This is a genomic window from Rhodovulum iodosum (assembly GCF_041020385.1).
GTDB classification, from domain to species: Bacteria; Pseudomonadota; Alphaproteobacteria; order Rhodobacterales; family Rhodobacteraceae; genus Rhodovulum; species Rhodovulum iodosum.
On sequence record NZ_JBEHHI010000002.1, the window covers coordinates 150,784 to 176,613 of the forward strand.

General features: G+C 68.8%; 23 protein-coding genes and 2 pseudogenes. 21 read left to right on the forward strand and 4 right to left on the reverse strand.

What is annotated here, in order from left to right:
• Positions 1 to 43: 43 nt before the first annotated feature.
• From Ga0609869_RS09865 to Ga0609869_RS09915, 11 genes are all read left to right on the forward strand, one after another.
• A complete protein-coding gene (locus Ga0609869_RS09865; RefSeq protein ID WP_245972324.1) occupies positions 44 to 187 on the forward strand; it encodes a DUF7697 family protein in 144 nt (47 codons plus the stop codon).
• Positions 180 to 2,597 carry a phage tail tape measure C-terminal domain-containing protein gene (locus Ga0609869_RS09870; protein ID WP_125406636.1) on the forward strand — a complete coding sequence of 806 codons (2,418 nt, stop codon included), beginning with the start codon at positions 180 to 182 and terminating at the stop codon, positions 2,595 to 2,597. Before Ga0609869_RS09865 ends, Ga0609869_RS09870 begins: the two co-directional genes overlap by 8 nt.
• Entirely contained in the window at positions 2,597 to 3,223 is a 627-nt protein-coding gene (locus Ga0609869_RS09875; RefSeq protein WP_125406638.1) for a DUF2460 domain-containing protein, read from the forward strand. Before Ga0609869_RS09870 ends, Ga0609869_RS09875 begins: the two co-directional genes overlap by 1 nt.
• Positions 3,220 to 4,104 (forward strand): phage/gene transfer agent baseplate hub protein, encoded by an 885-nt coding sequence (locus tag Ga0609869_RS09880; RefSeq protein WP_125406641.1) that lies wholly within the window; start codon positions 3,220 to 3,222, stop codon positions 4,102 to 4,104. The genes Ga0609869_RS09875 and Ga0609869_RS09880 overlap by 4 nt, the downstream gene beginning before the upstream one ends.
• The gene (locus tag Ga0609869_RS09885; protein ID WP_125406644.1) at positions 4,101 to 4,535 is read left to right on the forward strand and encodes an NlpC/P60 family protein; all 435 of its coding nucleotides are present in this window, start codon (positions 4,101 to 4,103) and stop codon (positions 4,533 to 4,535) included. The genes Ga0609869_RS09880 and Ga0609869_RS09885 overlap by 4 nt, the downstream gene beginning before the upstream one ends.
• Positions 4,536 to 4,544: 9 nt before the next feature.
• Positions 4,545 to 8,513 (forward strand): baseplate multidomain protein megatron, encoded by a 3,969-nt coding sequence (locus Ga0609869_RS09890; RefSeq protein ID WP_125406647.1) that lies wholly within the window; start codon positions 4,545 to 4,547, stop codon positions 8,511 to 8,513.
• Between the two features lie 53 nt (positions 8,514 to 8,566).
• The gene (locus Ga0609869_RS09895) at positions 8,567 to 8,947 is read left to right on the forward strand and encodes a hypothetical protein (RefSeq protein ID WP_170168836.1); all 381 of its coding nucleotides are present in this window, start codon (positions 8,567 to 8,569) and stop codon (positions 8,945 to 8,947) included.
• A gap of 75 nt (positions 8,948 to 9,022) precedes the next feature.
• Positions 9,023 to 10,099 (forward strand): DUF2793 domain-containing protein, encoded by a 1,077-nt coding sequence (locus Ga0609869_RS09900; RefSeq protein WP_125406649.1) that lies wholly within the window; start codon positions 9,023 to 9,025, stop codon positions 10,097 to 10,099.
• Positions 10,100 to 10,147: 48 nt separating this feature from the next.
• On the forward strand, positions 10,148 to 10,402 hold the full coding sequence (locus tag Ga0609869_RS09905; RefSeq protein ID WP_211336817.1) for a DUF6127 family protein: 255 nt from the start codon (positions 10,148 to 10,150) through the stop codon (positions 10,400 to 10,402).
• Between the two features lie 75 nt (positions 10,403 to 10,477).
• On the forward strand, positions 10,478 to 11,152 hold the full coding sequence (locus tag Ga0609869_RS09910; protein WP_125406658.1) for a YcbK family protein: 675 nt from the start codon (positions 10,478 to 10,480) through the stop codon (positions 11,150 to 11,152).
• Positions 11,153 to 11,314: 162 nt separating this feature from the next.
• Positions 11,315 to 11,563 (forward strand): hypothetical protein, encoded by a 249-nt coding sequence (locus Ga0609869_RS09915; RefSeq protein WP_125406663.1) that lies wholly within the window; start codon positions 11,315 to 11,317, stop codon positions 11,561 to 11,563.
• A gap of 21 nt (positions 11,564 to 11,584) precedes the next feature.
• On the opposite strand, the gene Ga0609869_RS09920 is transcribed toward Ga0609869_RS09915, so the two are convergent.
• Both Ga0609869_RS09920 and Ga0609869_RS09925 read right to left on the reverse strand, forming a co-directional pair.
• Positions 11,585 to 12,943 carry an ATP-binding protein gene (locus Ga0609869_RS09920; RefSeq protein ID WP_369022854.1) on the reverse strand — a complete coding sequence of 453 codons (1,359 nt, stop codon included), beginning with the start codon at positions 12,941 to 12,943 and terminating at the stop codon, positions 11,585 to 11,587.
• Positions 12,940 to 13,599, reverse strand: coding sequence for a response regulator transcription factor (locus Ga0609869_RS09925; RefSeq protein ID WP_125406668.1), 660 nt, complete (start codon positions 13,597 to 13,599; stop codon positions 12,940 to 12,942). Before Ga0609869_RS09925 ends, Ga0609869_RS09920 begins: the two co-directional genes overlap by 4 nt.
• Positions 13,600 to 13,744: 145 nt before the next feature.
• Between Ga0609869_RS09925 and Ga0609869_RS09930 the strand changes: the two genes are divergently transcribed.
• From Ga0609869_RS09930 to Ga0609869_RS09965, 8 genes are all read left to right on the forward strand, one after another.
• Positions 13,745 to 14,062 (forward strand): PepSY domain-containing protein, encoded by a 318-nt coding sequence (locus Ga0609869_RS09930; RefSeq protein ID WP_125406671.1) that lies wholly within the window; start codon positions 13,745 to 13,747, stop codon positions 14,060 to 14,062.
• On the forward strand, positions 14,055 to 15,404 hold the full coding sequence (locus Ga0609869_RS09935) for a ferredoxin reductase family protein (RefSeq protein ID WP_125406674.1): 1,350 nt from the start codon (positions 14,055 to 14,057) through the stop codon (positions 15,402 to 15,404). Before Ga0609869_RS09930 ends, Ga0609869_RS09935 begins: the two co-directional genes overlap by 8 nt.
• A 180-nt stretch (positions 15,405 to 15,584) precedes the next feature.
• Positions 15,585 to 15,965 carry a hypothetical protein gene (locus Ga0609869_RS09940; protein WP_125406676.1) on the forward strand — a complete coding sequence of 127 codons (381 nt, stop codon included), beginning with the start codon at positions 15,585 to 15,587 and terminating at the stop codon, positions 15,963 to 15,965.
• Positions 15,966 to 16,003: 38 nt separating this feature from the next.
• A complete protein-coding gene (locus tag Ga0609869_RS09945) occupies positions 16,004 to 16,474 on the forward strand; it encodes a DUF2271 domain-containing protein (protein ID WP_125406678.1) in 471 nt (156 codons plus the stop codon).
• 11 nt (positions 16,475 to 16,485) lie between these two features.
• The gene (locus Ga0609869_RS09950; protein WP_125406681.1) at positions 16,486 to 18,693 is read left to right on the forward strand and encodes a PepSY domain-containing protein; all 2,208 of its coding nucleotides are present in this window, start codon (positions 16,486 to 16,488) and stop codon (positions 18,691 to 18,693) included.
• Complete coding sequence (locus Ga0609869_RS09955; protein ID WP_125406684.1) at positions 18,674 to 19,654, forward strand: FAD:protein FMN transferase; 981 nt, start codon at positions 18,674 to 18,676, stop codon at positions 19,652 to 19,654. Before Ga0609869_RS09950 ends, Ga0609869_RS09955 begins: the two co-directional genes overlap by 20 nt.
• 5 nt (positions 19,655 to 19,659) lie before the next feature.
• Complete coding sequence (locus tag Ga0609869_RS09960) at positions 19,660 to 21,567, forward strand: heavy metal translocating P-type ATPase (RefSeq protein ID WP_125407323.1); 1,908 nt, start codon at positions 19,660 to 19,662, stop codon at positions 21,565 to 21,567.
• Positions 21,564 to 22,265, forward strand: a complete 702-nt coding sequence (locus Ga0609869_RS09965; protein ID WP_125406687.1) for a VIT1/CCC1 transporter family protein — start codon at positions 21,564 to 21,566, stop codon at positions 22,263 to 22,265. Before Ga0609869_RS09960 ends, Ga0609869_RS09965 begins: the two co-directional genes overlap by 4 nt.
• A 708-nt stretch (positions 22,266 to 22,973) precedes the next feature.
• Here the strand turns inward: Ga0609869_RS09965 and Ga0609869_RS09970 are convergent.
• Together Ga0609869_RS09970 and Ga0609869_RS09975 are read right to left on the reverse strand one after the other, a co-directional pair.
• Positions 22,974 to 24,392, reverse strand: coding sequence for a hypothetical protein (locus tag Ga0609869_RS09970; protein ID WP_211336818.1), 1,419 nt, complete (start codon positions 24,390 to 24,392; stop codon positions 22,974 to 22,976).
• Between the two features lie 34 nt (positions 24,393 to 24,426).
• Positions 24,427 to 24,870: pseudogene (locus tag Ga0609869_RS09975) on the reverse strand (recombinase zinc beta ribbon domain-containing protein); the annotation flags it as partial.
• Between the two features lie 127 nt (positions 24,871 to 24,997).
• Here Ga0609869_RS09975 and Ga0609869_RS09980 point away from each other — a divergent pair.
• Both Ga0609869_RS09980 and Ga0609869_RS09985 read left to right on the forward strand, forming a co-directional pair.
• Positions 24,998 to 25,156, forward strand: a pseudogene (locus Ga0609869_RS09980) (head-tail joining protein); the annotation flags it as partial.
• A 5-nt stretch (positions 25,157 to 25,161) separates the two neighbouring features.
• On the forward strand, positions 25,162 to 25,794 hold the full coding sequence (locus Ga0609869_RS09985) for a DUF6441 family protein (RefSeq protein ID WP_125406690.1): 633 nt from the start codon (positions 25,162 to 25,164) through the stop codon (positions 25,792 to 25,794).
• Positions 25,795 to 25,830 lie beyond the last annotated feature (36 nt).

Consider the following 25,830-nt stretch of genomic DNA (forward strand, 5'->3'; position numbering starts at 1 on the left):
CGTCGGCCGTCTCGGCGGCCAGCTGCGTGTCCTGCCCGGCGCGGTGATCGGCTGGGATATGTCGGCGGCGCTCGCGCTCGGTGACGCGCTCGGCGTGCCGCCGCTCGCCATGGCCGAACTGCTGCCTGCCGTCGAGGCGGTGATGGTGGCCAAGCTCAACGAACAGATGGAACGCCACAATGGCTGAAAAGCGTGTGTCCGTCCGCCTCGCCGCGGTCGGCGGGCGACAGGTGCGCGCCGAACTGGAAGGCGTGGGCGAAGCCGGGTCGCGCGGCTTCGGGCGGCTGAGCCGGGAGATGGAAGCGGCCAACGCCCGGCTCGCGGCCTTCTCACGGCGGGTTCGCGTGGCCGCCGCTGCCGCAGTTACCGCCGCGACCGCCGCTGGCGTGGCGATGATCCGCTCCGGTCTGCAGACGGTCGATGCGCAGGCCAAACTCGCGCAGTCGCTGGGGACCACCGTTGCTTCGATCCAGACGCTGGAGCGCGCGGGCGAACTGGCGGGCGTCTCGATGTCCGGCATCGAGCAGGCGACCAAGGACCTCACGCGCCGTCTCAGCCAGGCGGCCGCCGGGACCGGCCCCGCCGCGGATGCGCTGGATCGGCTGGGGCTTTCGGCCAACGACCTGATCGCCCTGCCGTTGGACCAGCGGGTCGGCGCGATCAACGCGGCCATCGAGGATTTCGTGCCCGCCGCCGAACGCGCGGCCGTGGCAGGCCAGCTCTTCGGCGAGGAAGGCTCCATCGCCATGTCGCGGATCGACACGGCGACGCTGCGCCAGGCGACGGAGGATGTCCTTGCCTTCGGTGTCGTCGTCTCCGAGCAGGATGCCGACCAGATCGAGCGCACGAACGACGCCATCTCCCGGCTCGGCCTCATCTGGCGCGGCCTCTCGAACCAGCTGGCCGTCGCCGCAGCCCCCGCGTTGGAAGCTGTGGCCAACGCCATGGCGGCGGTCGCCAGTCGCACCGGCCCGCTCGGCATCGCGATCCGCGGTCTCTTCGACAACATCGGCCGCCTGACCACCTATGCCGCCACCTTCGCGGCCTTCCTCGCGGGCCGCTGGGTAGCCGGTATGGCCGCTGCGGCGCTCTCGGTCCGTGGCCTCGCCACGGCGCTGGTCGTCCTGCGCGGCGCACTGATCCGCACCGGCATCGGGGCGCTGATCGTCGGCGCGGGCGAGCTCGTCCACCAGTTCACCCGTCTCGTCTCCGGCGCGGGTGGCTTCGGTGAGGCCATGTCGCTGCTGAAAGACCTCGCCGTCGAGGTCTGGGAGCGGATCAAGATGGGCGCCGCTGCGGCGGGTGCGGCTGCCACGGCGATGTTCTTCGACCTGAAGGCCGATGCGGCGTCGGGCATGCAGAGCGCCATCGAGAGCGTTGTGGCTTTCGGCAACACGGCCGCGAACACGTTCGAGGGGGCCTACGAGGCGATCAAGGCGATCTGGGGCCTGCTGCCCGCCGCCATCGGCGATCTGGCGTTCCAGGCGGCCAACAGCCTGGTCGACGGTGTCGAGGCGATGCTGAACGGCGTGGTCTCGCGCATCAACGGCTTCATCGGGGGGATCAACCAGGGCCTGGAAGCCCTCGGGTCCGAGCGACGCATCTCCGTCATCCCCGATCTTGACCTTGGGCAGATCGAGAACCGCTTCGAGGGTGCGGCGACGGCGGCGACGACAGCGGCGCAGGCGGCGTTCGACCGGGCCTTCGAGGACAACCCGCTCACCGCGCCCGACCTTGGTCTGACCGAGGCGGCAAACCGGGCGCTCGAGTCGGCGAATGCCTACCGCGGCGCCGCGCGAGATCTGGCGGAAGGGGCACGTGCGCCCCTCGAAAGCTGGCAGGCGCTCCGCGATGCCGTGCGGGGCACCGACGAAGCCAGTGCCGATGCGCTGACCGAGGCCACCGGTGCTGCCCAGCGGCTGGAGACGGCGCTTGGTGACGCCGGACGTGCGGCGACGGGTGCCGGTGCAGCCGCCGGAGCTGCCGCCGCTGCGGCAGAGCCCGCGACCGAGGCAGCCGTCACCGGCTGGCAGGCGGTCACGGCAGCGCTGTCGGACTACGCGAGCCGCGCCCGCGACATCGGCGGCGATATCGGCCAGAGCCTCGTCGGCGCCTTCCAGTCGGCCGAGAACGCAGTGGGCCAGTTCGTGAAGACCGGCAAACTGAACTTCCGCGATCTGGTCACCTCGCTGCTGGCCGATCTCGCCCAGCTCGCGGCGCGGCGGTTCATCCTCGGGCCGATCGCCAATGCGCTCTCGGGTGTCTTCGCTGGTGCGGGCGGCATCTTCGCCAACGTCCTGCATGCGGGCGGCATGGTCGGCTCTGCGGGGCCGTCGCGCATGGTCCCGGCCATGGCTTTCGCTGCCGCCCCGCGAATGCATTCAGGCGGCATGGCCGGGCTTCGCCACGACGAGGTGCCCGCGATCCTGCAACGCGGTGAGCGTGTGCTGTCGCGGCGTGAGGCGCAGAGCTACGGCGCGGGCGGCGGGGTCAACGTCACCATCATGGCGCGCGACGCCGAAAGCTTCCGGCAATCAAGGACACAGGTGGCCGCCGATATCGCCCGCGCTGTGTCCCTCGGTCGGAGGGGTATGTGATGGCGTTTCACGAGGTCCGGTTTCCCGACAACATCAGCCGGGGCGCGCGGGGCGGGCCGGAACGGCGAACCCAGATCGTCGAGCTCGCCTCGGGCGACGAGGAGCGCAACGCCAGCTGGGCCAATTCGCGCCGTCGCTACGATGTCGCCTATGGCATCCGCCGCGCAGACGATCTGGCGGCGGTGGTCGCCTTCTTCGAGGCGCGCAACGGGCGTCTGCATGGCTTCCGCTTCAAGGACTGGGGCGACCACAAGTCCTGTCCGCCTTCAGGAACGCCATCGCCGACCGATCAGGTCATCGGCACCGGCGACGGCGCGACGACCGCGTTCCAGCTGGTGAAGCGCTACGCCTCGGGCAGCCAGACCTGGAGCCGGACGATCGCAAAGCCGGTCGCCGACACGGTGCGCATCGCGCTCGATGGTGCCGAACAGCCCAGCGGGTGGTCCGTCGACACGACCACCGGCGTCGTGACGTTCGATGGTGCGCCCGCTGAGGGCGTTGCCATCACCGCGGGGTTCGAGTTCGACGTGCCGGTCCGCTTTGACACTGACGCGCTCGACGTGACGCTCGACCTCGAGCGGCTTGGCTCGATCACCTCCATTCCGCTTCTGGAACTGCGCCGATGAAATCCCTCTCGCCGGCGTTGCAGGCCCATCTCGACGAGGGCACCACGACGCTCGCCTGGTGCTGGCGCATCACGCGGGCCGATGGCGTCACCTTCGGCTTCACCGACCACGACCGGACGCTCGCCTTCGACGGCACCGACTTCGAGCCGGAAAGCGGGCTGACCGCCTCCGAGGTTCGGTCTGGATCGGACCTTTCGGTCGATGCGCAGGACGCCGAGGGCGTGCTGAACTCCGACCGGATCACCGAGACCGACATCCTCGACGGCCGCTGGGACAATGCGGAGGTCGAAGTCTGGCGGGTGAACTGGGCCCATACGAGCCAGCGCGTGGTGATGCGCCGGGGAGCCATCGGCCAGATCCGGCGCGGGCGGCTGGCCTTCGTGGCCGAGGTACGCTCGCTCGCCCATGTGCTCGGCCAGACGGTCGGGCGGACCTTCCAGGCGACCTGCGACGCCGCGCTCGGGGACGCGCGCTGCGGCGTCAATCTGGAGAACACGGCGTTCAAGGGTACGGGCGCGGTGATCGACCTACTACGCGACCGAGCCCTTACCGCCTCGGGGCTAGGCGTCTTCGCCTCCGGCTGGTTCACCTTTGGGACCATCGAGTGGTCCAGCGGCGCTAATGCGGGGCGTCGGGCCGAGGTGCTTGGTCATGACGTCACGGACGGCGTCGCAATCCTGACCCTGCTCGAAGCGCCGGTGCGCGCGATCGCCGAGGGCGACAGCTTCACCATCCGCGCGGGCTGCGACAAGCGGATCGAGACCTGCGGCGCGAAATTCGCCAACACCGCCAACTTCCGCGGCTTCCCGCACATCCCCGGCCAGGACACCATCTTGCGCTACGCGACCAAGGACGGCGGCCACGAAGGGGGCGTGCTGTGACGCGGGCTGATTCGGAGAGGGTCATCGCCGCGGCGCGCGAGTGGCTGGGAACGCCGTACCACGACCAGGCGAGCCTGCGCGGCGTCGGCTGCGATTGCCTCGGGCTCGCGCGGGGCGTCTGGCGCGAGGTCGTCGGCCCCGAGCCGTTCCGAATCCCGCCCTACAGCCGGGACTGGGGCGAGACCGGCCCGCGCGAGGTGCTGGCCAAGAGCGCTCGCACCATGATGATCGAGGTGTCGCCCGCCGAGGCCGGTCCCGGCGCGCTGGTGCTGTTCCGAATGATGCCGCGCGCCATCGCCAAGCATGTTGGGATCCTGACCGGGCCCGACAGCTTCCTCCATGCCTATGAGCGGCTCGGCGTGATCGAGGAACCGCTGACACAAGCCTGGGGGCGGCGCATCGCCTTCGCCTTCCTGTTCCCGCAACGCTGAAGCATCCCTATGGCCACTCTCGTTCTCGGCGCAGCCGGCGCCGCCATTGGCGGCAGCATCGGCGGCGCAATCCTCGGCGTGAGCGCCGCGACCATCGGCGGCTTTGTCGGCTCAACCATCGGGTCGGTTGTCGACAGCTGGATCGTGTCATCGCTCGCGCCGACCCAGCGGATCGAGGGGCCGCGGCTCGACAGCCTCCGGATCACGTCTTCGACCGAAGGCGCGGTCATCCCGCGCATCTATGGCCGGATGCGCATGGGCGGCAACGTGATCTGGGCGACCGACTTCCGCGAGGAGACAAAGACCACGGCACAGGGCGGCGGTAAGGGCGGCGGAGGCGGCGGCAAGGTCAAGACGACCGAGTATCTCTACTACGCCAGCTTCGCGGTGGCGCTCTGCGAGGGGCCGATCACCGGCATCGGTCGCATCTGGGCGGACGGTAAGCTGCTGGACACCGCCGGGGTCACCTGGCGCTGGTACCCGGGCGACGAGACGCAGACGGCGGACCCGTTCATCGCGACCAAGATGGGCGCCGCGAACACGCCGGCCTATCGTGGTACGGCCTACGTGGTCTTCGAGGAGCTGCCTCTCGGGAACTACGGCAACCGCCTGCCGCAGCTCTCCTTCGAGGTGTTCCGGCCGCTCGCCGATCCCGACACGGCCGAGGGACTGACCTGCGCGGTGACGATGATCCCGGCCTCCGGCGAGTTCACCTATGCGACGACCGGCATCCGCAAGGGCAGCGGCGGGGCGCAGACGCCTGAGAACCTGAACGCGCTCTCGGACACCGCCGACATGGTCGTGGCGCTCGACCGGCTGCAGGCGATGGCGCCCAAGGTCGAGAGCGTCAGCCTCGTCGTCGCATGGTTCGGGAACGACCTCCGCGTGGGCGAGTGCACGATCCGGCCGGGCGTCGAGGTGTCGGCCAAGTCGACGACGCCCGCTACATGGTCGGTGAATGGCGTCAGCCGCGCCAATGCCTTCCTCGTCAGCCGCGACGACCAAGACCGCCCGGTCTATGGCGGCACGCCCGCCGACTTCTCTGTCGTGCAGGCGATCCAGGAGATGAAGGCGCGCGGGCTGAGGGTGACCTTCTATCCCTTCATCCTGATGGACGTGCCGCCCGGCAACACGCTGCCGACCCCGTACAGCGACAACGCCGCCGAGACGGGCCAGCCCGCATTCCCGTGGCGCGGCCGGATCACCTGCTCGCCCGCGGCGGGCTATGCCGGCAGCGCCGACAAGACGGCCACCGCGGCAAACCAGATCGCGGCCTTTTTCGGTGGGGCGAGCCCTTCCGACTTTGCCGTCTCGGGAGAGACCGTCGCTTGGACCGGGGCGCCGGGCGACTGGGGTCTGCGCCGCATGGTGTTGCACTACGCCCATCTCTGCGCGGCGGCCGGCGGGGTCGACGCCTTCCTGATCGGGACCGAGATGCGCGGGCTGACCACGATCCGCTCGGGCGCCAGCGCCTATCCGGCGGTGCAGGCCTTCCGCGATCTCGCGGCCGACGTGCGCTCAATCCTCGGCGCGGGCACCGCGATCAGCTATGCAGCCGACTGGTCGGAGTATTTCGGGCACCAGCCGGGCGACGGATCGGGCGACGTGTTCTTTCACCTCGACCCGCTCTGGGCCGATCCGGAGATCGATTTTGTCGCGATCGACAATTACATGCCGCTGTCGGACTGGCGCGACGGGTTCGAGCATCTCGACGCGGCCGAGGGCTGGCCCGCGATCTACGACCGCGCCTACCTGCAGGGGAACATCGCGGGTGGCGAGGGCTTCGACTGGTTCTACGCCAGCGCTCCGGATCGCTCTGCGCAACTGCGCACGCCGATCAGCGACGGAGCGGCCAGCAAGCCGTGGGTCTTTCGCTACAAGGATCTCCGCGCCTGGTGGTCGAACGCGCATTACAACCGCCCCGGTGGCGTGGAGAGCGGGACGCCGACAGCGTGGGTGCCGCAGTCCAAGCCGATCTGGTTCACCGAGCTCGGTTGCCCGGCCATCGACCGGGGGACGAACCAGCCGAACGTCTTCTTCGATCCGAAATCCTCCGAAAGCTTTGTGCCGCACTTCTCGCGGGGCTGGCGCGACGACGCGATCCAGCGGGCCTATCTCGAGGCGACGTATCTCTGGTGGGGCGAGGCCGCGAACAACCCGGTGTCCTCGGTCTACGGCGGCCGGATGGTGCATGTTCCCGAGTGCGCCGCCTGGACCTGGGACGCGCGGCCCTATCCGTTCTTTCCGGCGCTGACCGACGTCTGGACGGACGGGGCGAACTGGCGGCTCGGCCACTGGCTGACCGGCCGGCTCGGCGCGGTGTCGCTCGCGGCGCTGGTCCGGCACCTCTGCCTGCGCGCCGGACTTCCCGAGGATCGCATCGACGTCACCGGGCTTTGGGGCGCCGTCGAGGGATATGCCATCGGCGCACTCGAAAGCCCGCGCGCCTCGATCACCACGCTGTCGCGGCATTTCGGCTTCGACGCGGTCGAGACCGAGGGGGTGATCCGCTTCGTCATGCGCGGCCGGGCGGCGGTGGCGAGCGTCAGCCCCGACGACCTGGTCGCCGCCCGCGAGGGCGATGTCCTCGAACTGACCCGCGGCCAGGAGACCGAGCTGCCGCAGGCCCTGAAATGGCAGGTCGCTCGCGCCGACGAGGATTACGAGGCGGCGCAGGTCGAGGCCCGGCGCATCACCGTCGACACGACGCGCATCGCGTCCGAGTCTTTCCCGATGGCGGTCCCGCCCGAGGAGGCCGAACGGCGTTGCCGCCGCGCGCTGATGGAGGCCTGGACCGGCCGCGAGAGCGCGGTCTTCCGACTGCCGCCCTCGCGCCTCGCGCTCGACCCGGCCGATGTCGTGTCGTTCGTCCATGACGGGCGCTCCATCCCGCTGCGGCTCGTCTCCGTCGCCGATGCGGATGCCCGCGGCGTCGAGGCGGTCCGCCAGGACCGGGAAGCCTATGACCTGCCGCCCGGCGCGCCGCGGCCCTCGGCGTTGTCACAGGCCGTCGTCTTCGGCTTGCCGGAGGCGGTGCTGCTGGACCTGCCGCAGCTCACCGAGGATCAGCCCGCGCACCGTCCGTTTGCCGCGGCGCGTGCCGCCCCTTGGCCGGGCGAGATCGCGGTGTTCCGCAGCCCCTCAACGGACGGCTTCGAGCTGCTCACCAGCTTCGGCACGCGCGCCCGGATCGGGACACTGGTCTCGGACTTGTACGCCGGGCCAACCTCGCGCTTCGACCCCGGAAATGTGCTGGTGGTCGATCTACTGTCCGGCACGCTGGAAAGTGTGACGGACCTGACGCTCTTCGGCGGTGCGAACGCGCTGGCCATCGAGACCGCGCCCGGCGTCTGGGAGATCGTGCAGGCAGGCGCGGCGGAACTGCTGGCGCCCGGTCGGTATCGCCTGACCCGGCTCCTCCGCGGTCAGCGTGGCACGGAAGGTGCTATGGGCGATCCGGCGCCCGCGGGTGCTCGGGTCGTCGTGCTCGACGAAAGCCTCGCATCTCTGCCGATCGCCGAGGCCGACCTCGGCATCCCGTGGAACTGGCGCATCGGCCCCGCGAGCCGCCCGGTGACCGACGAGACCTATGTCGCGCAGGCCTTCAAGCCAGCGGGCGTCGGGCTGCGGCCGTTTTCCGTCGCCCATATCGAGCAGCCATGGCGCACTCCACGCGCGCCCGGCGATCTGACGATCCGCTGGACACGCCGGTCCCGAGCTCTCGCGGCCGACAGCTGGGGCGGGCTCGAGGTGCCGCTGGGCGAGGAACTGGAAGCCTACGAGGTCGAGATTCTCGACGGCGCCACCGTGAAGCGGGTGCTGTCCACCGCCACCACCAGCGTGGTCTACACCGCTGCCCAGCAGACCGCCGACTGGGGCGGGCCGCTCGCCCCTGGCGACACGCTCGACGTCCGCATCTTCCAGCTCTCCGCCCTCGTTGGGCGGGGCGCGCCGAAAACCGTCACGCTGAGCTTCTGAGGCCGCGCAATGAGTTCTGGCCGGCCGCGCGCTCTGCGGCGTAAGCTCGGGACATGCGCCCCGAGGACGAAGACCGGATTGCCGCGAAGCTTTCCAGAGTGATGGCCGTGGCCTGCGTGCGAAACACGCAGCTCGAGACCCTGCATGCCGGCCTCACGCCCGTGTCACACACGGGTGATGGCACCGACGTCATCGTCGAGGACGCTGCGGGCAGACGCATTCCGTGGTCCGAGGTCTCGCGGATCAATGACGACGAGATGCGTGCGCTGATGCGTGAGATCGTGGACCGGCTCTACACCTTCCATCTGCGGATCGACGATCCGGCATTCCGAGCGGAAATCGATCGCTGGGCCGCGATGACCGCGAAGTGGGATGCGCCGAAGCCCGATCCGGTTCTCTCGGCCATCCCAGGGGAGACGCCCGAACACGGGTAGCCCGCCAAAGTCCATCGCCGCGCCATTGCTCGCCGTCTGCCATGCAGGCGGCGTTCTTCGTTCTGGAGACCGCCCATGTCCGATGCCACGACCCATCTGCTGCTGCCGTACATCCTGGCGGCGCAGGCCCAGAAGCATGCCACCCACAACGAGGCGCTGCGGATCCTCGACGGGCTCGTGCAGCTTTCCGTCCTTGATCGCGATCTGGCAGCACCCCCGGCAGGCCCGGCGGACGGCGACCGCTACATTGTCGCCTCGGGCGCGACGGGCGACTGGGCGGGGTGGGACCTGAACGTCGCACTCTGGACCGACGGCGCGTGGCTGCGCCTGCCGCCCCGGACTGGCTGGCGGGCGTGGGTCGAAGACGAGGGCCTGCTGCTGGTCTACGATGGCGCGGGCTGGATCGGCACGACGCCCGCGGCGCTGCAGAACATGGCGCTCCTCGGGCTCGGCACGACGGCGGATGCGTCGAACCCGTTCTCGGCCAAGCTGAACGCGGCGCTCTGGACAGCGAAGACCGTCGCCGAAGGCGGAACCGGCGATCTGTTCTACACCATGAACAAGGAGGCCGCGGGCGACGACCTCGGGCTGACGCTCCAGACCGGCTTCGTGACCAAGGCGCTGGTCGGGCTCTTCGGCTCCGACCGTTTCCGCCTCGCGGTCTCCGCCGACGGCGGCACCTTCTTCGACGGGCTCAGCGTCGACAACGCCACCGGCATCGTCGACCAGCCCCGGCTGCCGCGGTTCAAGGCCTATACCAACTACGACAACTATGTCGGTGTGGGGGCCTGGACGAAGATCGGCCTCAACAACGCCGACTACAACGACCAGGGGGCGTTCGACGCCGCCAACAACCACTTCGTGGCGCCTGCGGACGGCACCTACATCTTCGGCGGCACGCTGCTCTACAAGATGAACGCCAGCACGTCGGCGCGGATGAGCGGGCGGCTCGTGCTGAACGGCACGACCGAGATCCGCGGCTCGTTCGGCGAGATCAGCGGCGCGCATGTCTCGGAGGCGACGGCCCTCTCGCTTCACACGATGGTCGCGCTCACCGCCGGCGACACCGTCGAGCTTCAGGGCAACTTCCGCGCCGCGGATGGCTACTTCGCCGCCGACCAGACCTCGTTCTGGGGGGCCAAGATCGGCTGAGGGAGGCACGCCATGGCCCCACAACGCCCGGAGGACGGGTTCGTCCGCATGCCCGAGCACGAGTTCGAGGCGATCCTTGCGCGGGCGGCCGAGGAAGGCGCGAAGCGCGCACTGGCCGATGTCGGACTCGAGGGCGACGAAGCCGCGCTCGACATCCGCGACCTGCGCTCGATGCTGGACTTGCTCCGATTGGTGCGCCGCACGGCCGTGCAGACGGTCGTCCGCGCGGTCACCACCGCGATCCTTCTCGCGCTGCTCGCGGGCGTCGCCATCAAGCTGAAGGTCTTCGGCAACGGCCCGTAGTCCCAGCCATCCGACATGTTTGACCCACCGGACCCGCCCTTCGAGGCGGGTTTTCTCATTTCTGGAGGACCCCCTATGACCACGAATTTCTACGACCACTGGCGCGAGGTGCCAGAGGATGACTGGCGCTGGCCGAATTTCAGCCCGGACGAAATCGCGTGCCGGGGCACCGGCAAGCTGCTGGTCAATGAACAGGCGCTCGACAAGCTGCAGGCGCTGCGTGACCGGCTCGGCAAGCCGCTGATCGTCCGCTCGGCCTACCGCAGCCCCGAGCACAACCGCGCGGTCGGTGGTGCGACCCGCTCCAAGCACCTCGACGGCGCTGCATTCGACATCGCCATGGCGAACCACGATCCCGTGGCGTTCGAGGCGGCTGCGCGCAAGGTCGGGTTCCTCGGCTTCGGCTTCTACCCGCGGTCCGGATTCATGCACATCGACCTCGGCCCCGCGCGCCAATGGGGCGAGCGCTTCCCTGCGCGCCCGGCGCCATTCGCGGCCGAGACCCCGCCGGCGCGCGAGATCCTGGTGCAGAGCCGCACGATGAAAGGCGGAGGGGCGGCTGGCGTCGCAACGCTGGGTGCGGCCGGCGTGGAGGTGGCGCAACAGGTGCTGGCCGAGACGCAGACCGCCATCCTGCCGCTCGTGCCGTATCTTGCCACGCTGCGCTGGGTGTTCATCGCCGTCGCGCTCGGCGGCATCGCGGTCACGATTTACGCCCGCCTCGACGATTGGCGTCGGGGGCGGCGGTGATTGCCGGTTTGCTCACCGGGTTCGCCGCCAGCCCGTGGGTGCGGGCGGCGGTGCGCTACGGCGCCATTGTCCTCGCCGTGCTCCTGTTCCTCCTTTCGCTTCGGCGCTCCGGGGAGCGAGCGGGACGCCTCGCCGAACGCCTTGAGACCACGGAGAAGGCCAATGATGTCCACCGCCGGATGCTGGAGGCTGCGGCTCGCCGCCCTCGTGATCACCACGAGCTTGCTGAGCGGCTGCGCGACGGTTCGTTCTGAGGACGGCAGGCTCGCGACGTGCCCGCCCGTGGTCGAGTACAGCCGGGAGTTCCAAGCGCGGGCGGCCGAGGAACTGGCCCTGCTGCCGCATGGCTGGGCCATTGGCGAGATGCTTGCCGACTACGCCGTGATGCGGGAACAGGCGCGGGTGCGCTGATCCTCCGGCACTTGTCGCGGATTACGCGTCGCGCCCGGCGCCGAACCCGGGGCTATCGGTCGGCAAAATGAGTGATGCCTCGAAGCCGGAAGATCCACCAGGTCGCGGCGATTTCAGAACGAGCGAGCTTCCGATCCGGTTCGCGATGGCCGCGACGATGGCAAGGCCAAGCCCGCTGCCATCGGTGCTTGCGTTCGCCCGTTCGAAGCGTGCCGTCAGGCGGTCGAGCATCTCGCGCGGCACCACGGGACCATCGTTCGCGACAACGAGGTGGCCGTCCGCCGTCAGCGTCACCTCGACTGCCAAATTTTCCGCTCCGTGACGGAGAGCGTTTTCCACAAGGTTTCGGCACAAGATGGCGAAGGCGTCGGGGTCAAGGTCCGACATGACAGCTGCGTCGGGAAGATTCAGCACGATGCGGCCAGGAGCGCCCGCGCGTCCGATATCGTCTACCACGACGCGTGCGACCGCCCTCAGGTCTGCGCTCCGGTCCATCCGCAGCCTCCCGCCTTCCGCCCGCGCGAGCTGCATGAGGCGTTCGGAGAGTCGGGTCAGGCGTTTGAGTGTCGCCTCGATCTCAGTGGCACGAGCTTCGGTCGCCGGCTCGTGCGTCTCCGTTTTCAGCCGCTGCGCCTGAGCGATTGCGCCGGCCAGCGGCGTTCTCAACTCGTGTGCCGCGTTCGCGGCAAAGCTGCGCTCGGCCTCGAACGCATCGCGCAGCCGGGCCAGAAGGCCGTTGAGTGTCGTGGCCAGCGGACCATTCTCCGTCGGCAGATCGCTCGCGGGAACCTCCGACAAGTCACGGGCGTTGCGCGCCTCCAGCCGAGCGCGGAACCGGCGCAGGGGATCCAGGCTGAAGCGGACCGCCAGGATGATGGCCGCAAGCGCGACCGGCAGGACGATCAGCAGCGGCAGGCCGAGGCCCATCTGGATTTCGCGCGCGACCGCCGTTCGATGCGCCAGCGGCTCGGCCACGGTGATCCGGATCGTGTCCTGAAGCGCCGCGTCGCTGTAGAGCCGGTGGGTTGCGGTCTGCCGAAACCCCTGACCCTCCCAGTGCGGGAACACGGCAGGGTCGGCCGCGTGCGATTGCAGCAGGATGCGCCCCTCGGCATCGCGGACGAGGTAGGTGAACAGCTCGTCGTGCTCCCGGATGGGCGCGAGCCGTTGCGTCACGCCCTGATCTTCCCGGCCGACGATGTCGGTCACCGCAAGCGGCAGGATCCGTTCCGCAGTCTCCCGCAGGGCGCTGTCGAAGACCTCGTCCAGCTCGCCCCGGACGATCACGGCCGTCACCGTCGCCGCGAGCAGCCACAGCACCGTAAGCGCCAAGCCGAGCGACAGGCCGAGTCGGCCCTGAAGGCTCGCGGGCCATCTCATGGACGGCCCAGCCTGTAGCCCATGCCGCGCTCAGTCTCGATGACCGACGTCCCCAGCTTCTTGCGCAGGCGGCTTACATGCACCTCGATGGTGTTGCTCTCCACCTCGGCGTCGAAGGCGTAGAGCTTCTCCTCTAGCTGTGCCTTGGACAGCAGCTGACCGGGACGTGCGAGGAAGGCTTCGAACAGCGCCCATTCCCTTGCGGTCAGTTGCACCGGCTTGCCCTCGCGATGAACGCTGCGGGCGGCGAGATCGATTTCCAGCGGCCCGTGGGTGACGATTGGATTAGGGTTTCCGCTGTAGCGTCGAGCGACAGACCCGATCCGCGCGGAGAGTTCGGCAAGGTCGAAGGGCTTCACCAGATAATCGTCGGCACCCGCGTTGAGGCCCTCGATGCGGTCCGATACCTGATCGAGCGCGGTCAGGATGATGACCGGCGTCACGTCGCCCCGCGCGCGCAGGCCCTTGAGGAAGGTGATGCCGCGCCCGTCCGGCAGCATGAGGTCGAGCAGGATGAGGTCGTAGGACGTGGCCCGCACCGCGTCGCCCGCCGCGTCAAGCCGCATGACCCAGTCGACCGATTGGCCATCCGCCGCGATCTGGTCGCGCACGGCCGCGCCGAGAGTCGTGTCGTCCTCGATCAGCAGTATGCGCATGGTCGTCCCCGTCCTGTCCCGATGACCCTCCATGATCCGTCTGACTGACGCGAAGCTGAAGCCGATGGGCCAAGCCCCTTCAGGCTGCCGTCAGCTTCGCCGCGCATGAAGTGCATTAAGAGGCGAGCGACGAGGAGTTTGGCCCATGAAGAAGACATTGACAATTCTCGGCTTTCTCGCGGTCTTCCCGGCCGGCGTCGCGCTGGCGGACGACGACTGCTTCGTGCCGATGGCCGACTGGCAGCCGCGCGACGCCGTCGCCCGGCTTGCCGAGGAGAACGGCTGGACGGTGCGCCGCATCAAGATCGACGACGGCTGCTACGAGATCGACGGTCGGGATGCCGAGGGGCGCCGAATCGAGGTGACGGTCCACCCGGCCACGCTGGAAGTGATCGAGTTCGAATACGAGGACGACGAGGACGATCGACGCGAGCGGGACCGAGAGGGAGGCGACGATGACTGATGCAGTGCATCGCGCCGGTGATGTCCCGGCGCCCGGCGTTCCGACACTGCCCCGGCTCCCCGTCATATCGCCTCTGCCCATGATGGGCCCGTTGCTGGTGGCGCTGCCATGCCTGCTGGCGGCGCTGCTCGGGTTCAACACCTATGCGCCCTATGGCGCGGATGCGGCGCTCGGCATTGCAGTTGGGGCCGCGGCGGTTGTCGCAATGGCGCAGACCCTGATCCTCGCCGCACGGCCGCCCTTGGTGGAGCCGTTGTTCGGCGGTCTCGACCGCATGTACCGGGTCCACAAATGGCTGGGCATCTCCGCGATCATCCTGATGATTTTGCATCAGCAGATCGAGCCGGACTTCGAGCGGACGGTTCGTGAAACCGGCCTTGGTGAACTGGGTGAAGAGGCGGGCGAGCTCGCCTTCAACGCGCTTCTCGCGCTGATTGCCGTCAGCTGGTTCCGGCGGTTGCCCTTCATCGGGCTTGAAATCCCCTATCAGATCTGGCGCTTCAGCCATCGTTTCATGGGCGCCCTGTTTGCTATGGTGGTCTTTCACCAGTTCTTCGTCGACATGCCGACCGGGGTAGATTCATCGCTCTCGGTGCTTCTGAACACATTCGGCATCGCCGGAGTCGCTGCGTGGTTCTTCACCGAGTTGGTCGCCCCGCGGCTGCGGCGTCGGGAGTTTACCGTGAGCGAGATCAGCCAGACCGGTGACACCACCACACTGACGCTCAGCCCGAAAGGTCGGGCCATGCGGTGGCGTCCGGGGCAATTCGCCTTCGTCCGTGCGCCAGAGGCAGGACTGTCCGAGCCGCACCCCTTCACGATCGCCAGCGCCCCGCGCCCTGACGGTACCCTGACGTTCTCCATCCGGGGCTTGGGTGGCTGGACACGAAGCCTGCCCGCCATCTTGCGGACCGGAACGCGCGTGCAGGTCGAAGGGCCATATGGACGGTTCAATTTCCGCAAGGGCGGTGCGCGCCAGATATGGCTGGCGGGCGGCATCGGCATCACGCCCTTCCTCGCCTGGGCGGAAAGCCTGACCGAGGCGGAGAGGCGCGACATTCACCTCGTCCATTGCGTCCGGACGCAAGAGGAAGCGATCGGGGTAGAGACGCTGCGCGCTGCGGCCGCCCGCAACCCGAGGTTCAGTTTCGAGGTGGTCGTCTCGACGCGCGATGGCCGACTCACGGCCGAGCGCCTGATCAGCGCGGCGCCGTTCGCGGTCAAGGATGCGGATCTGTGGTTCTGCGGCCCGACCGGCCTGAAGGACGGACTCCTCAAGGGCCTGAAGGCACAGGACCAGATGCCGCGGCGGGTCCGCTTCGAGCAGTTCGAATTCGCCTGAGAAAGGGCCTGTCACATCGCCACGCCAGCCGTGTGGCTCTCGCCTGCGCCTTTTGGCCCCGCTCTCACCGGCGGGGCCTTTTCTTCCTGACGGCAACCTGAAGCGGGAATCGCTGCGCCGTCAGCAAGCCCTCAGGTCGGTTCTCCAGATTGGTCTCAGCAGACGAAAGGAGACCCTGCCATGAAAAAGACCCTGACACTTCTGGTCGCATCCACGGCGCTGACCGCCGTGATCGGCGTCCCCGCCTGGAGTGCGGTGCAAGCCCCGGCCGATAGCGTCCTTCGGCCCATTGCCGCGCTCTTCGATGACTCATCGCAAGCCATGCCGCTCGTTCTCGCAAGCGACGATGACGACGACGACGACCGCTGGCGGGACGGTTCGCGTCGAGGACACGACGACGACGACGATGACGACGATGACGACGACTGCGACGAGGACGATGACGATGACGATGACGATTGCCGCGGTGGCGCTCGCAATCCCGCGCCCGCCGGCACGGTCGCCCCTCCGCAGAACGGCCTCTTCGGGAACGGCGCACCTCCGCAGGTTCAGGTGAACTGAGCCGCTTCGCAGCCCCTCTCCGAACAAGGATCCATACGATGAAATCGCTTCTCGCAACGCTCGCGCTGACCACGGCCCTGACGCTTCCCGCCCTCGCCATGGCGCGGCCGGTGACGCTCACCACGACCCTCAACAATTATGGCGGCGACGGGGCCTATCTCGCGCTCTACGTCACCGACGCTTCGGGCGCCTATGTCGGCAGCCTGTGGATGGCCGGCGACAAGTCCAAGTACTACGAGCACCTGAGCGACTGGTATCGCGCCACCGGCGGCGACACCGCGCAGGTAAACGGCATCACCGGCGCCAGCGTCGGCGCGGGCCGCACGCTCGAGATCACGCTCGACCTCGCCGACGCGCTCTTCGACGCGGGCTACACGCTCCACATCGATGCGGCCGTCGAGGACATGCGCGACAGCCCGAACGAGGTGGCCGTCCCGCTCACGACCGATGGCGCGGGCACGCCGGTGACCGGGCGCCGCTACGTCGCCAGCTTCGCCTACGACATGTGAGGAACGGGGCCATGATCCGTGCACTCCATCGCTGGCCGGGTCTTCTGGCCCTCGCGCTCGTCACCATCCTGAGCCTGAGCGGCGCGGCGCTGTCGGTCTTCCCTGCGGCCGAGCGCATCTCCGCGCCGCAGGCGGAAGCCGGACTGACCGTCGCCGCTCTCGCGGACCGCATCCAGGCCGTCTATCCGGGCGTCGAGCAGATCCGCCGATCGTCCTCCGGCCGGATCACCGCCTACTGGTTCGATCAGGGCGCGCCGGGCGCCGCAGTGATCGACCCGGCAACAGGCGAGGGCGTGGCCTCGGCCGACCCGAACCAGGCCGAACGCTGGCTGACCAACCTGCACCGGTCGCTGTTCCTCGGGGATGGCGGGCGCATCGCCATGGCGGCAGGGGCCGCCGCGATGTTGCTCCTCTCGCTCTCCGGCGCGGCGATGGTGTCGCGCAGGACGGGTGGCTGGCGGCACTGGTTCGCGCGCCTGCGCGGCCCGCGCGCCGGCCGGCTGCACGTCGAGATCGCCCGGATCGCCGTCGTCGGCCTCGTTCTGTCCTCCACGACCGCGCTGTGGATGACGGCGTCCACCTTCGATCTCCTGCCGGATGGCGGCGCCCTGCCGGCCGCCCAGGCCGAGGTGAGCGGGCAGACCGGCTTCGCGCCGGGCCAGATGCCCACGCTGCAGCTGACGCCCGTCGCCGAACTGCGCGAGCTGAGCTTTCCCTATCCCGGCGACGCGACGGACGTGTTCACGCTCAAGACCGACCGGGGCACCGGGTATCTCGACCAGGGCGACGGGGTCCTCCTGGCGTGGGCCGACCTCACGGGATGGGAGCGCGTCTCGGAAACGATCTACATGCTGCACACCGGACAGGGCGCGGCGACGCTGGGGCTCGTGCTCGGGTTCATGGCGCTCGGCGTGCCCGCGATGGGCGCGACCGGAGTGCTGGTCTGGCTCGCCGGGCGGCGGGGTCGGCCGCGCATCCGGGGCAATCAGCCCGCCGGTCGCGCCGAGACGATCCTGCTCGTCGGCAGCGAGGGCGGCAGCACCTGGGGCTTTGCCGCGACGCTTCATGCCGCGCTGACGCAGGCCGGGCAGAGCGTGCATGTCGGCCCGATGTCGGCCTTCACGCCGGAGCGCTACACTAGCGCCCAGCGGATCATCCTGCTCGCCGCGACCTATGGCGACGGGGCGGCGCCCGCGTCGGCGAAAGGCTTTCTCGACCGGCTGAACGCTTCCGACCGCGCGCCGAACATCCCTCTCGCGGTACTCGGCTTCGGCGATCGGAGCTTTCCGGCCTATTGCGCCTTCGCCAGGGACGTCGCGGCAGCGGCGCAGGCGAAGGGCTGGCCCGAACTGCTGGCTTTCGACACCATCGACCGGCAATCGCCGCAGGATTTCGCCCGCTGGGGCCGGGCGCTCGGAGACGCGCTCGGGATGGAACTCGACCTCGCGCACCGGCCTGTCCAGCCGCAGACGACCACGCTGACCCTCGTCTCGCGGCGCGACTACGGCGCCGAGGTGCAGGCCCCGACCGCCATCCTCCGCTTCGCGCTTCCGCGCGCCTCCCTCTTGCAACGGCTGCTCGGGGACGGGTTCGCCCGGTTCCAGGCGGGCGATCTGATCGGCATCCTGCCCGAAGGTGGCGCCGTCCCGCGGCTCTACTCGCTCGCCTCCGGGCACCGCGACGGTTTCGTCGAGATCGTGGTCAAGAAGCACCGCGGCGGCCTCTGCTCGGGTCAGCTCACGGCGCTGGAGCCTGGCGACACGGTGAGCGCCTTCCTGCGCCCCAACCCCGGTTTCCGCCCCGGGCGCGGCCGGGCGCCGCTGATCCTGATCGGCGCGGGGACCGGCATCGGGCCGCTCGCGGGCTTTGTGCGCGGCAACACGCGCGGCAGGCCGATCCACCTGTTCTTCGGCATGCGCGCTCCCGACAGCGATTTCTTCTACGGCGAGGAGCTGGCGACCTGGCAGGACGAAGGGCGACTGAGCCGCCTGGTCACAGCCGTCTCGCGTGGGGCGCATCCTCACTACGTGCAGGACGCGCTGCGCGGCGAGGCCGCCGAGGTCGCAGAGCTCATCCTCAACGGGGCGCGCGTGATGGTCTGCGGCGGACGGGACATGGCCGCGGGCGTGGCCGATGCGCTGGCCGAGATACTCGCGCCGGCCGGGCTGACGCCGGCAGTCCTGAAGGCGGAGGGGCGGTATGTCGAAGATGTCTACTGAGCTGGTTAGGGTCGCCCTGAACGGCCCCACGATGGGCACGCGATGGTCGGCGCTGTTCTTCGCTGGTCCCGACGTCGACAAGGAGGCAGTCCGGGGCGCGCTGCAGGCGGCCGTGGAAGACGTGGACGCGCAGATGTCGACCTGGAAGCCCGACAGCGACCTGATGCGGCTCAACGCAGCCCCGGTGGGCCAATGGGTGCCGGTGCCCGCGCGATTGCTCGAGGTGCTGCGCCTCGGCCTCGAGATCGGCCGCGCATCGCACGGGGCCTTCGACATCGGCATGGGTGATGCGGTGACCGCCTGGGGCTTCGGTCCGAGCGACGCGGCACCCGAGGGTATTCGCACGGCGATGGCCGTCCAGCGTTGCCCTGCACATGAGGTTCTGGAGTGCGACGGCGACCATGTGCACAAGGCTGAGCCCGTCGCGCTTGACCTCAACGGCATCGCCAAGGGCTATGGCGTCGACCGGCTCGCCGAGACCTTGCGCGATCATGGGATTGCCGACGCCCTTGTTGGCATCGACGGCGAGATGCGTGCGATGGGCCTCCGGCTGGATGGTGAGGCATGGACCATCGCGGTGGAAGCGCCGGACCCGGGGCGCCGGACGCCGCATGCGATCCTCGCGCTGCAGGATGCCGCCGTGGCGACGTCGGGCGACTACCGCCACTGGGTCGAGGTGCAAGGACGACGCCTCTCGCACACCATGGATCCGAGACGCGGCGCGCCGCTGATCGCGTCGCCGGCCTCCGTCACCGTCGTCGCCCGCTCTTGTGCCGAAGCCGACGCCTGGGCGACGGCGCTGATGGTGCTCGGCCCCGAGAGAGGCGCGGCACTTGCAAGAAAACACGGGCTCGACGCCCTGTTTCTCCTGCGCGATGATGAAGGGAACGCAAGGGGCGTGGGAGTCGGACGACTTTTCTCCGAAGAACCAGCGGCGATCGCCTCAGCCCGGGGAAGATGAGCCGCATGGAACAGAACCGTACCGACCGCTTCAAGACCGCCATTCTGCTGACGGCCGTGGCCGGTTTGACTGGCGGACTTGCGTTCTACGTCGCGGGCGAACCCGATTTCGCGAACCTCATCTGGATCGCCGGGGTCGTTCCGGCGCTCGCCGCGCTCGTGGTCGAGATCCTGCGCAGCATCGGGCGCGGCGAGGTCGGCCTCGATATCGTTGCCGCGCTGTCCATGTCGGCGGCGCTCGTCTTCGGCGAGACCCTGGCGGCGGCGGTGGTCGCGGTGATGTATTCTGGCGGTACCTTCCTCGAGGCTTTTGCCGAGGGCCGCGCCCGGCGCGAGATGCATGACCTCCTGTCCCGCGTGCCCCGGACCGCGACCCGGCATCGCAACGGCGGGCTGGAGGACGTGCCGCTCGATGAGATCGCCCCCGGTGATCGCCTGCTGATCCGGCAGGGCGACGTGGTGCCGGTGGACGGCATGGTGGCCTCGGACACGGCCTTCGTCGACACCTCCGCGTTGACCGGCGAGTCCCTGCCGGTGCGCCTTGCCCACGGTGCCGACGCCATGAGCGGGTCGACCAACGCGGGCGAGGCCTTCGACCTGACGGCGACACGCGAAGCCAAGGACAGCACCTATGCCGGGATCGTCCGGCTGGTGGAGGAGGCGCAGGCGTCCAAGGCGCCGATGTCGCGGCTTGCCGACCGCTGGTCGCTGGGCTTCCTCGCGGTCACGGTCAGCATCGCATTCGCCGCCTGGTGGTTCACCGGCGATCCGATCCGGGCCGTCGCCGTGCTTGTGGTCGCGACGCCCTGTCCGCTGATCCTGGCGGTGCCGGTCGCGTTGGTCGCCGGTCTGTCGCGCGCTGCGCATTTCGGCGTGCTGATCAAGGGCGCGGGGCCGCTCGAGACGATGGCGCGCATCCGCACGCTGATCCTCGACAAGACCGGCACCCTGACGGACGGCCGCCCGCAGATCGTGTCTATCGACAGCCACGATGGCATGGCAGAGGGCGATATCCTGCGCATCGCGGCATCGCTCGACCAGGCATCGAAGCATCCAGTGGCGCAAGCCATCGTCGCCGCCGCAAAGGCGCAGGGCTTTTCGCTGCCCGTGCCGTCGGAGGTCGCCGAGTTTCCGGGCGAAGGGCTCGTGGGCCATGTCGAGGGCCGCAGCGTGATCGTCGGCGGCGACGGTTTCGTGGCGTCTCGGGTCGGGCGGATGGTGGGCGATCACCCCGCCAAGGGCGCCGGATCGGTCCTCGTCGCCGTGGCGGTCGACGGTCACATGGCCGGGCATCTGGTGATGTCCGATCCGCTGCGCGAGGGCGCGGGCGCGATGCTGGAAGGTCTGCGCCGCGAGGGCATCTCGCACATACTGCTGGCCACCGGCGACCGCGCGGACGTGGCCGAGCGCGTGACCGAGGGGCTGGGCCTCGACGGTCTGCGCGCCGGGCTGACGCCGGATCAGAAGGTTTTGCTGGTGCTCTCCGAGCGCAAGCACGGGCCGGTCATGATGGTGGGCGACGGGGTGAACGACGCGCCCGCACTCGCGGCAGCCGATGTCGGCGTCGCAATGGGTGCACGGGGCGCCGCTGCATCGGCGGAGGCGGCGGATGTGGTGCTGCTTGTCGACCGTATCGACCGGCTCGGGCCGGGGATCGAGATTGCGCGCGGTGCGCGCCGCATCGCTGTCGAAAGCGTTGTCGCCGGGATCGGCCTGTCCGTGCTGGGAATGATCGCCGCCGCCTTCGGTTATCTCACCCCGGTGCAGGGGGCGCTCCTGCAGGAAGTGATCGACGTCGCCGTTATCCTGAACGCCCTGCGCGCGCTGCGCATTGCGCCGCACGACCCCGCCACACCGAAACCAAAGGCTGTCTCCTCCGGGCAGGCCGACCTCGCGCAAGGAGCCACGCCATGAGCCGCCTCTCGCATTCCGAAATCCACATGGTGCATCGCATCGGCTGGTTGCGGGCCGCCGTGCTCGGGGCCAACGACGGTCTTGTTTCAACCGCGAGCCTCGTCGTCGGCGTCGCCGCAGCCGGGTCCGGAAAGCCGGAGGTCCTGATCGCGGGGCTGGCCGGGCTTGTGGCTGGCGCGATGTCCATGGCGGCGGGCGAATACGTCTCGGTCAGTTCCCAGACTGATGCGGAACAAGCCGATCTTGCCCGCGAGACCCGCGAGCTGGCGGAATCGCCTAAGGCGGAACTCGAGGAGCTCACCCGGATCTACGTAGACCGGGGGCTCGATCGCGACCTGGCGGAGAAGGTGGCCCACCAGCTGACCGAACGCGACGCGCTCGGATCGCATGCCCGCGACGAACTCGGCATCTCAGAGACCGTGACGGCCCGCCCGATCCAGGCGGCGCTGGTCTCGGCCCTGACCTTTGCCGTGGGCGCGGTGCTTCCGTTGATCGTCACGCTGTTGGTGCCGGAAACGCGGATCGGGGTTCTGGTGGCGGCATCGACACTAATCGGGCTGGCGGTGCTCGGTGGAATGGGCGCGTCAGCCGGCGGAGCAGGCGTCGCGCGTGGGGCCGCAAGAGTGACGTTCTGGGGCGCGCTGGCCATGGGAGCGACCGCGGCGGTGGGGGCGTTGTTCGGGGTCACGGTGGGGTAGCCTTGGGTTCCCGCTCTGGGGGCGACTTCGTCCGGGACAATCTCAGTGTTCGTAGCGACGCGGCGGACGTGGCGGTGCAGTTGCGGAAACGTGGCTCTGGCAGCGGTCAATCTGTTTGGCTGCCAGTCGCGATTGAACCAAGTGACGATCCAAACCATCAGTCACATCAATTAAAACAATGCCTTAGGGGATGGAGAACGTCCGATCCAGGTCCCGCCCGCTCCGCCACTTGCCCTTGCGAAAGCGCTCTCCCGATCCGGCGGTGGCCGGATTTTCTCGTTGTATTAGAGGGTTATGCAGGCGGGGCTGAGCACCGGCCCCGGTGGCAAGTGGCCCGGAAGCGGTCTCTCAGGGCGGATATTCTCTAAAGCTGTTAACTGCGCCGGTTTGGGTAACAGCTTGTAAGGCTCTGAAAGCATGAAGAATAATTCTCGATCATCTGTTGCCTGCGACGCCAGTCGCGTTTCTGGGAAAGGAACTGGGATCGAACCATTCGTCGCTTGGCGTATGCTGCTTGGCTGACGGCGCCCGCGCCGCAGCATGCGCAAAGCCTCGTGGTATGGGCGATCGGCGGCCGTTCTCTGCGATGTTGGCGAATGGCTGCTTCGGGCCCGATAGGCGACTGGCGGCTTTGCGATAGGCCACCTAGCATGGAGACATGCGCTTGCGCTCTCAGCGGACATTCCGCCCTGACCTTGCGGCGGCCGATCAGCTTCCGTCTTCCGCGTCGGGATCGAGCGTCAAGATCGGCCAGGGGCGCCCTGACGCAAGATCGGGATGGCGTGGTTCCGAGTCGGGCGCACCATACTCGTCCCGTAGCTTGTCCATGACGTTGAGGCAGCGGGCGGCGGGGTCATCCTTGCCGCCGCTGCCCGTCATCGCCAGCAGCTTCCGGCGCAGCTCAGTCGCCGCGACCGGCACGATATTGTATGCGCCCTCCCAATTCTCGGCCGGAACGTGCTGTGTGACGGCGCTTTCGATCGCCGGCCTCGCCATGAACGAGCGTCCGGTTTTCATCTCAAAATCGATCAGCATCAGTACGCCATCCGTGCTAGGATCTTCGGCGACTGCGCTTGCGAGCAGGCCAAGCTGTTTCGTTGTCGGCCCATCCTTCAGAAGGTCAAAGACGTACTTGCGGACCTCTGGGAACTCCGAAATCAAGCCACTCAATTCGCGCTGCCAACCCCACCCATCGTATGACTTGCCGTCGAGCGCGCCGCTGACGGTCAAATCAACAAGGCGGCGCGCGGCGGATACGGTGCCGAAGCTCAGCGCGGTCGCGCGCCACCCATGGTTCTGGTAGAGACGCGGGTCATCTTCGGCGAGCGTGAAAGTCACGTCTTCTGCGTCGTCCGAGGACGAACTGCCGAGTCCGCGGACCATCTCTTCGAGCACTCGTGGATGGCGCTGCGCGTCCGGCCTGCCGCGCACGATGGCGGGCAGATCGGTGACAGGCGTGGCGAACGGCAAAAGGCGCAACCAATCGCGTAGCTGATACGCGTCGCTCTGTGTCAGAATCCAAGTCTCCTTCTCGGCCGCCTCAAAGGTCTCAGCTATGCCGTCGGCCACGAGCTTGATGTCGATGTCCTCGCCAGAGAGGACCAGCGACAACAACAAGGCTGCGCGCGCCTGCCTCGGCGCGAGAGAAATGAGCTTCTGGATCGTCGCGTCACGCTGGCCGTGGGGGAGCCGTGCTCCAACAATGCCGAGCGCAACCGCCAGCTTCACTTGCGCATCCGACGAACCATCGACAATCAAGGTCTCGATTGCGCCGAAGATCGCCTCCGCCTCGATCGATGTCGCGGCGGGATCGGCGGCGCGGGCCTCCCGGCGCGCTTCCACGCGCGAGAAGTCTACGCCGATGCGGAACTTTTTGTCGTCCTTGGGTTCGTTCGCCTCAAACCACTGGGCAGCCAGCACACGCGCTGCCAGCTCGCCAAAATGCTCATCCGTCAGGTATTGACGCATCAGCGCAGCGGTCTCCGGCGCATTGATTGCCAAGAACGCACGTTGGTACTCGTGCATGTGCGGATGCTGTGCTTCGTGTACAGCGTCGCGATCTTTCCAGCCGCTAGCGGTCGCTTCTTCGCGGAAAGCCCGATAACGACGTAAGTTGTCGTCAAGCATCCTTTTCAAGAGTGGAAGATGTGCGACGGACGGTGCGTGGCTCGGCTGCGGTGATGTCGTCCGCGTGGGAGCGCGCGACCTTCCACGTGCCCGACACGATCTCCGGCTGGCGGAACACGACGCGCAACTGGTCGATGACGGCCGCCTCGATCTCGCCCGCGGGCACGCGGCCGACTGGGCAAGATCCGGCGCCGTGCTTCAGCACCGTCTGGCTGACGTAGTAGCGGTAGAGCCTGTCGCCCTTGCGCGTATGCGTCGGCGAGAAGGCCGCGCCATCCGGGCCGAACAGCAGCCCCTTTAGCAGCGCGGGCGTGTCGGCGCGTGTGCGTGCGGCGCGCTTCCGGGGGCTCTCCTGCAGGATCGCATGGACACGGTCCCACGTCTCGCGGTCGATGATGGCATCGTGCTCGCCGGGATAGCTGTCGCCCTTGTGGACCGCCTCGCCGATGTAGGCGCGGTTGCTGAGCATCCGGTACCCTGCGGATGCCGGAGTCCGGCCGGAAGCCAGGGTATCCACCCCGGTGGAGTCCAGGCCGCGGGAGTCCAGCGCGGCCGAGACCAGCGCGCGAACAGCATCGACAGGATCACGCATGACGCTGAGCTTCTGGTCGGAGACCACGCGCATGGATCTTCGCGTGTCCGAGGTACCCAATCCCCGGCCCGGCGACCGCATCGAGATCGACGGTGAGGCCTTCCTCATCCAGGGCGAGCCCCTCCGCGACCGCGAGCGGCTCGTCTGGACCGTGGACCTGCGTCTGGCCTGACGGTCATGAAGCTGAAGCTCGACGTCACGCCGGACCTCGCCGCGCTCATGGCCGCGGAGATCAAGGCCGGCGAGCGTGCGGTGACCACGGCGATGCGAGAGGCCGGCGGGCAGCTCAAGACCGACTGGCGTCGCCAGATCACTGGCGCGGGGCTGGGCCAGAGGCTGGCCAGGAGCATCCGCGCGGAGACATGGCCCAAGGGCACCACCAGCATCGGCGCGGCGTCGCTGGTCTGGTCGAAGGCCCCCGCCAACGTCGGCGCCCACGACACCGGCCCGCTGATCCGCTCGAAAACCGGCTTCTGGCTGGCGATCCCGACGCCCGCCGCCGGCCGCGGCCTGCGTGGCGGCAAGATCACCCCCGGCGAATGGGAGCGCCGCCGGGGTCTACGACTGCGCTTCGTCTATCGCCGCCGGGGACCGAACCTGCTCGTCGCCGACCGCGCCCGCATCAACAAACGGGGCCAGGCGGTGGCGTCGCGCGCGAAGACCGGCCGCAACCAGGTCACCGCGCCGATCTTCCTGCTGGTGCCGCAGGTCAAGCTGCCGAAGCGGCTGGATCTCGCACGGGACGCGGACCGGGCGCTGGACAGCGTGCCGGGGCTGACCGTGGCGAGTTGGGTGGAGGCGCGAACATAAATCGGTACTGGTCCGCAAACAGGCTCACACCGACTT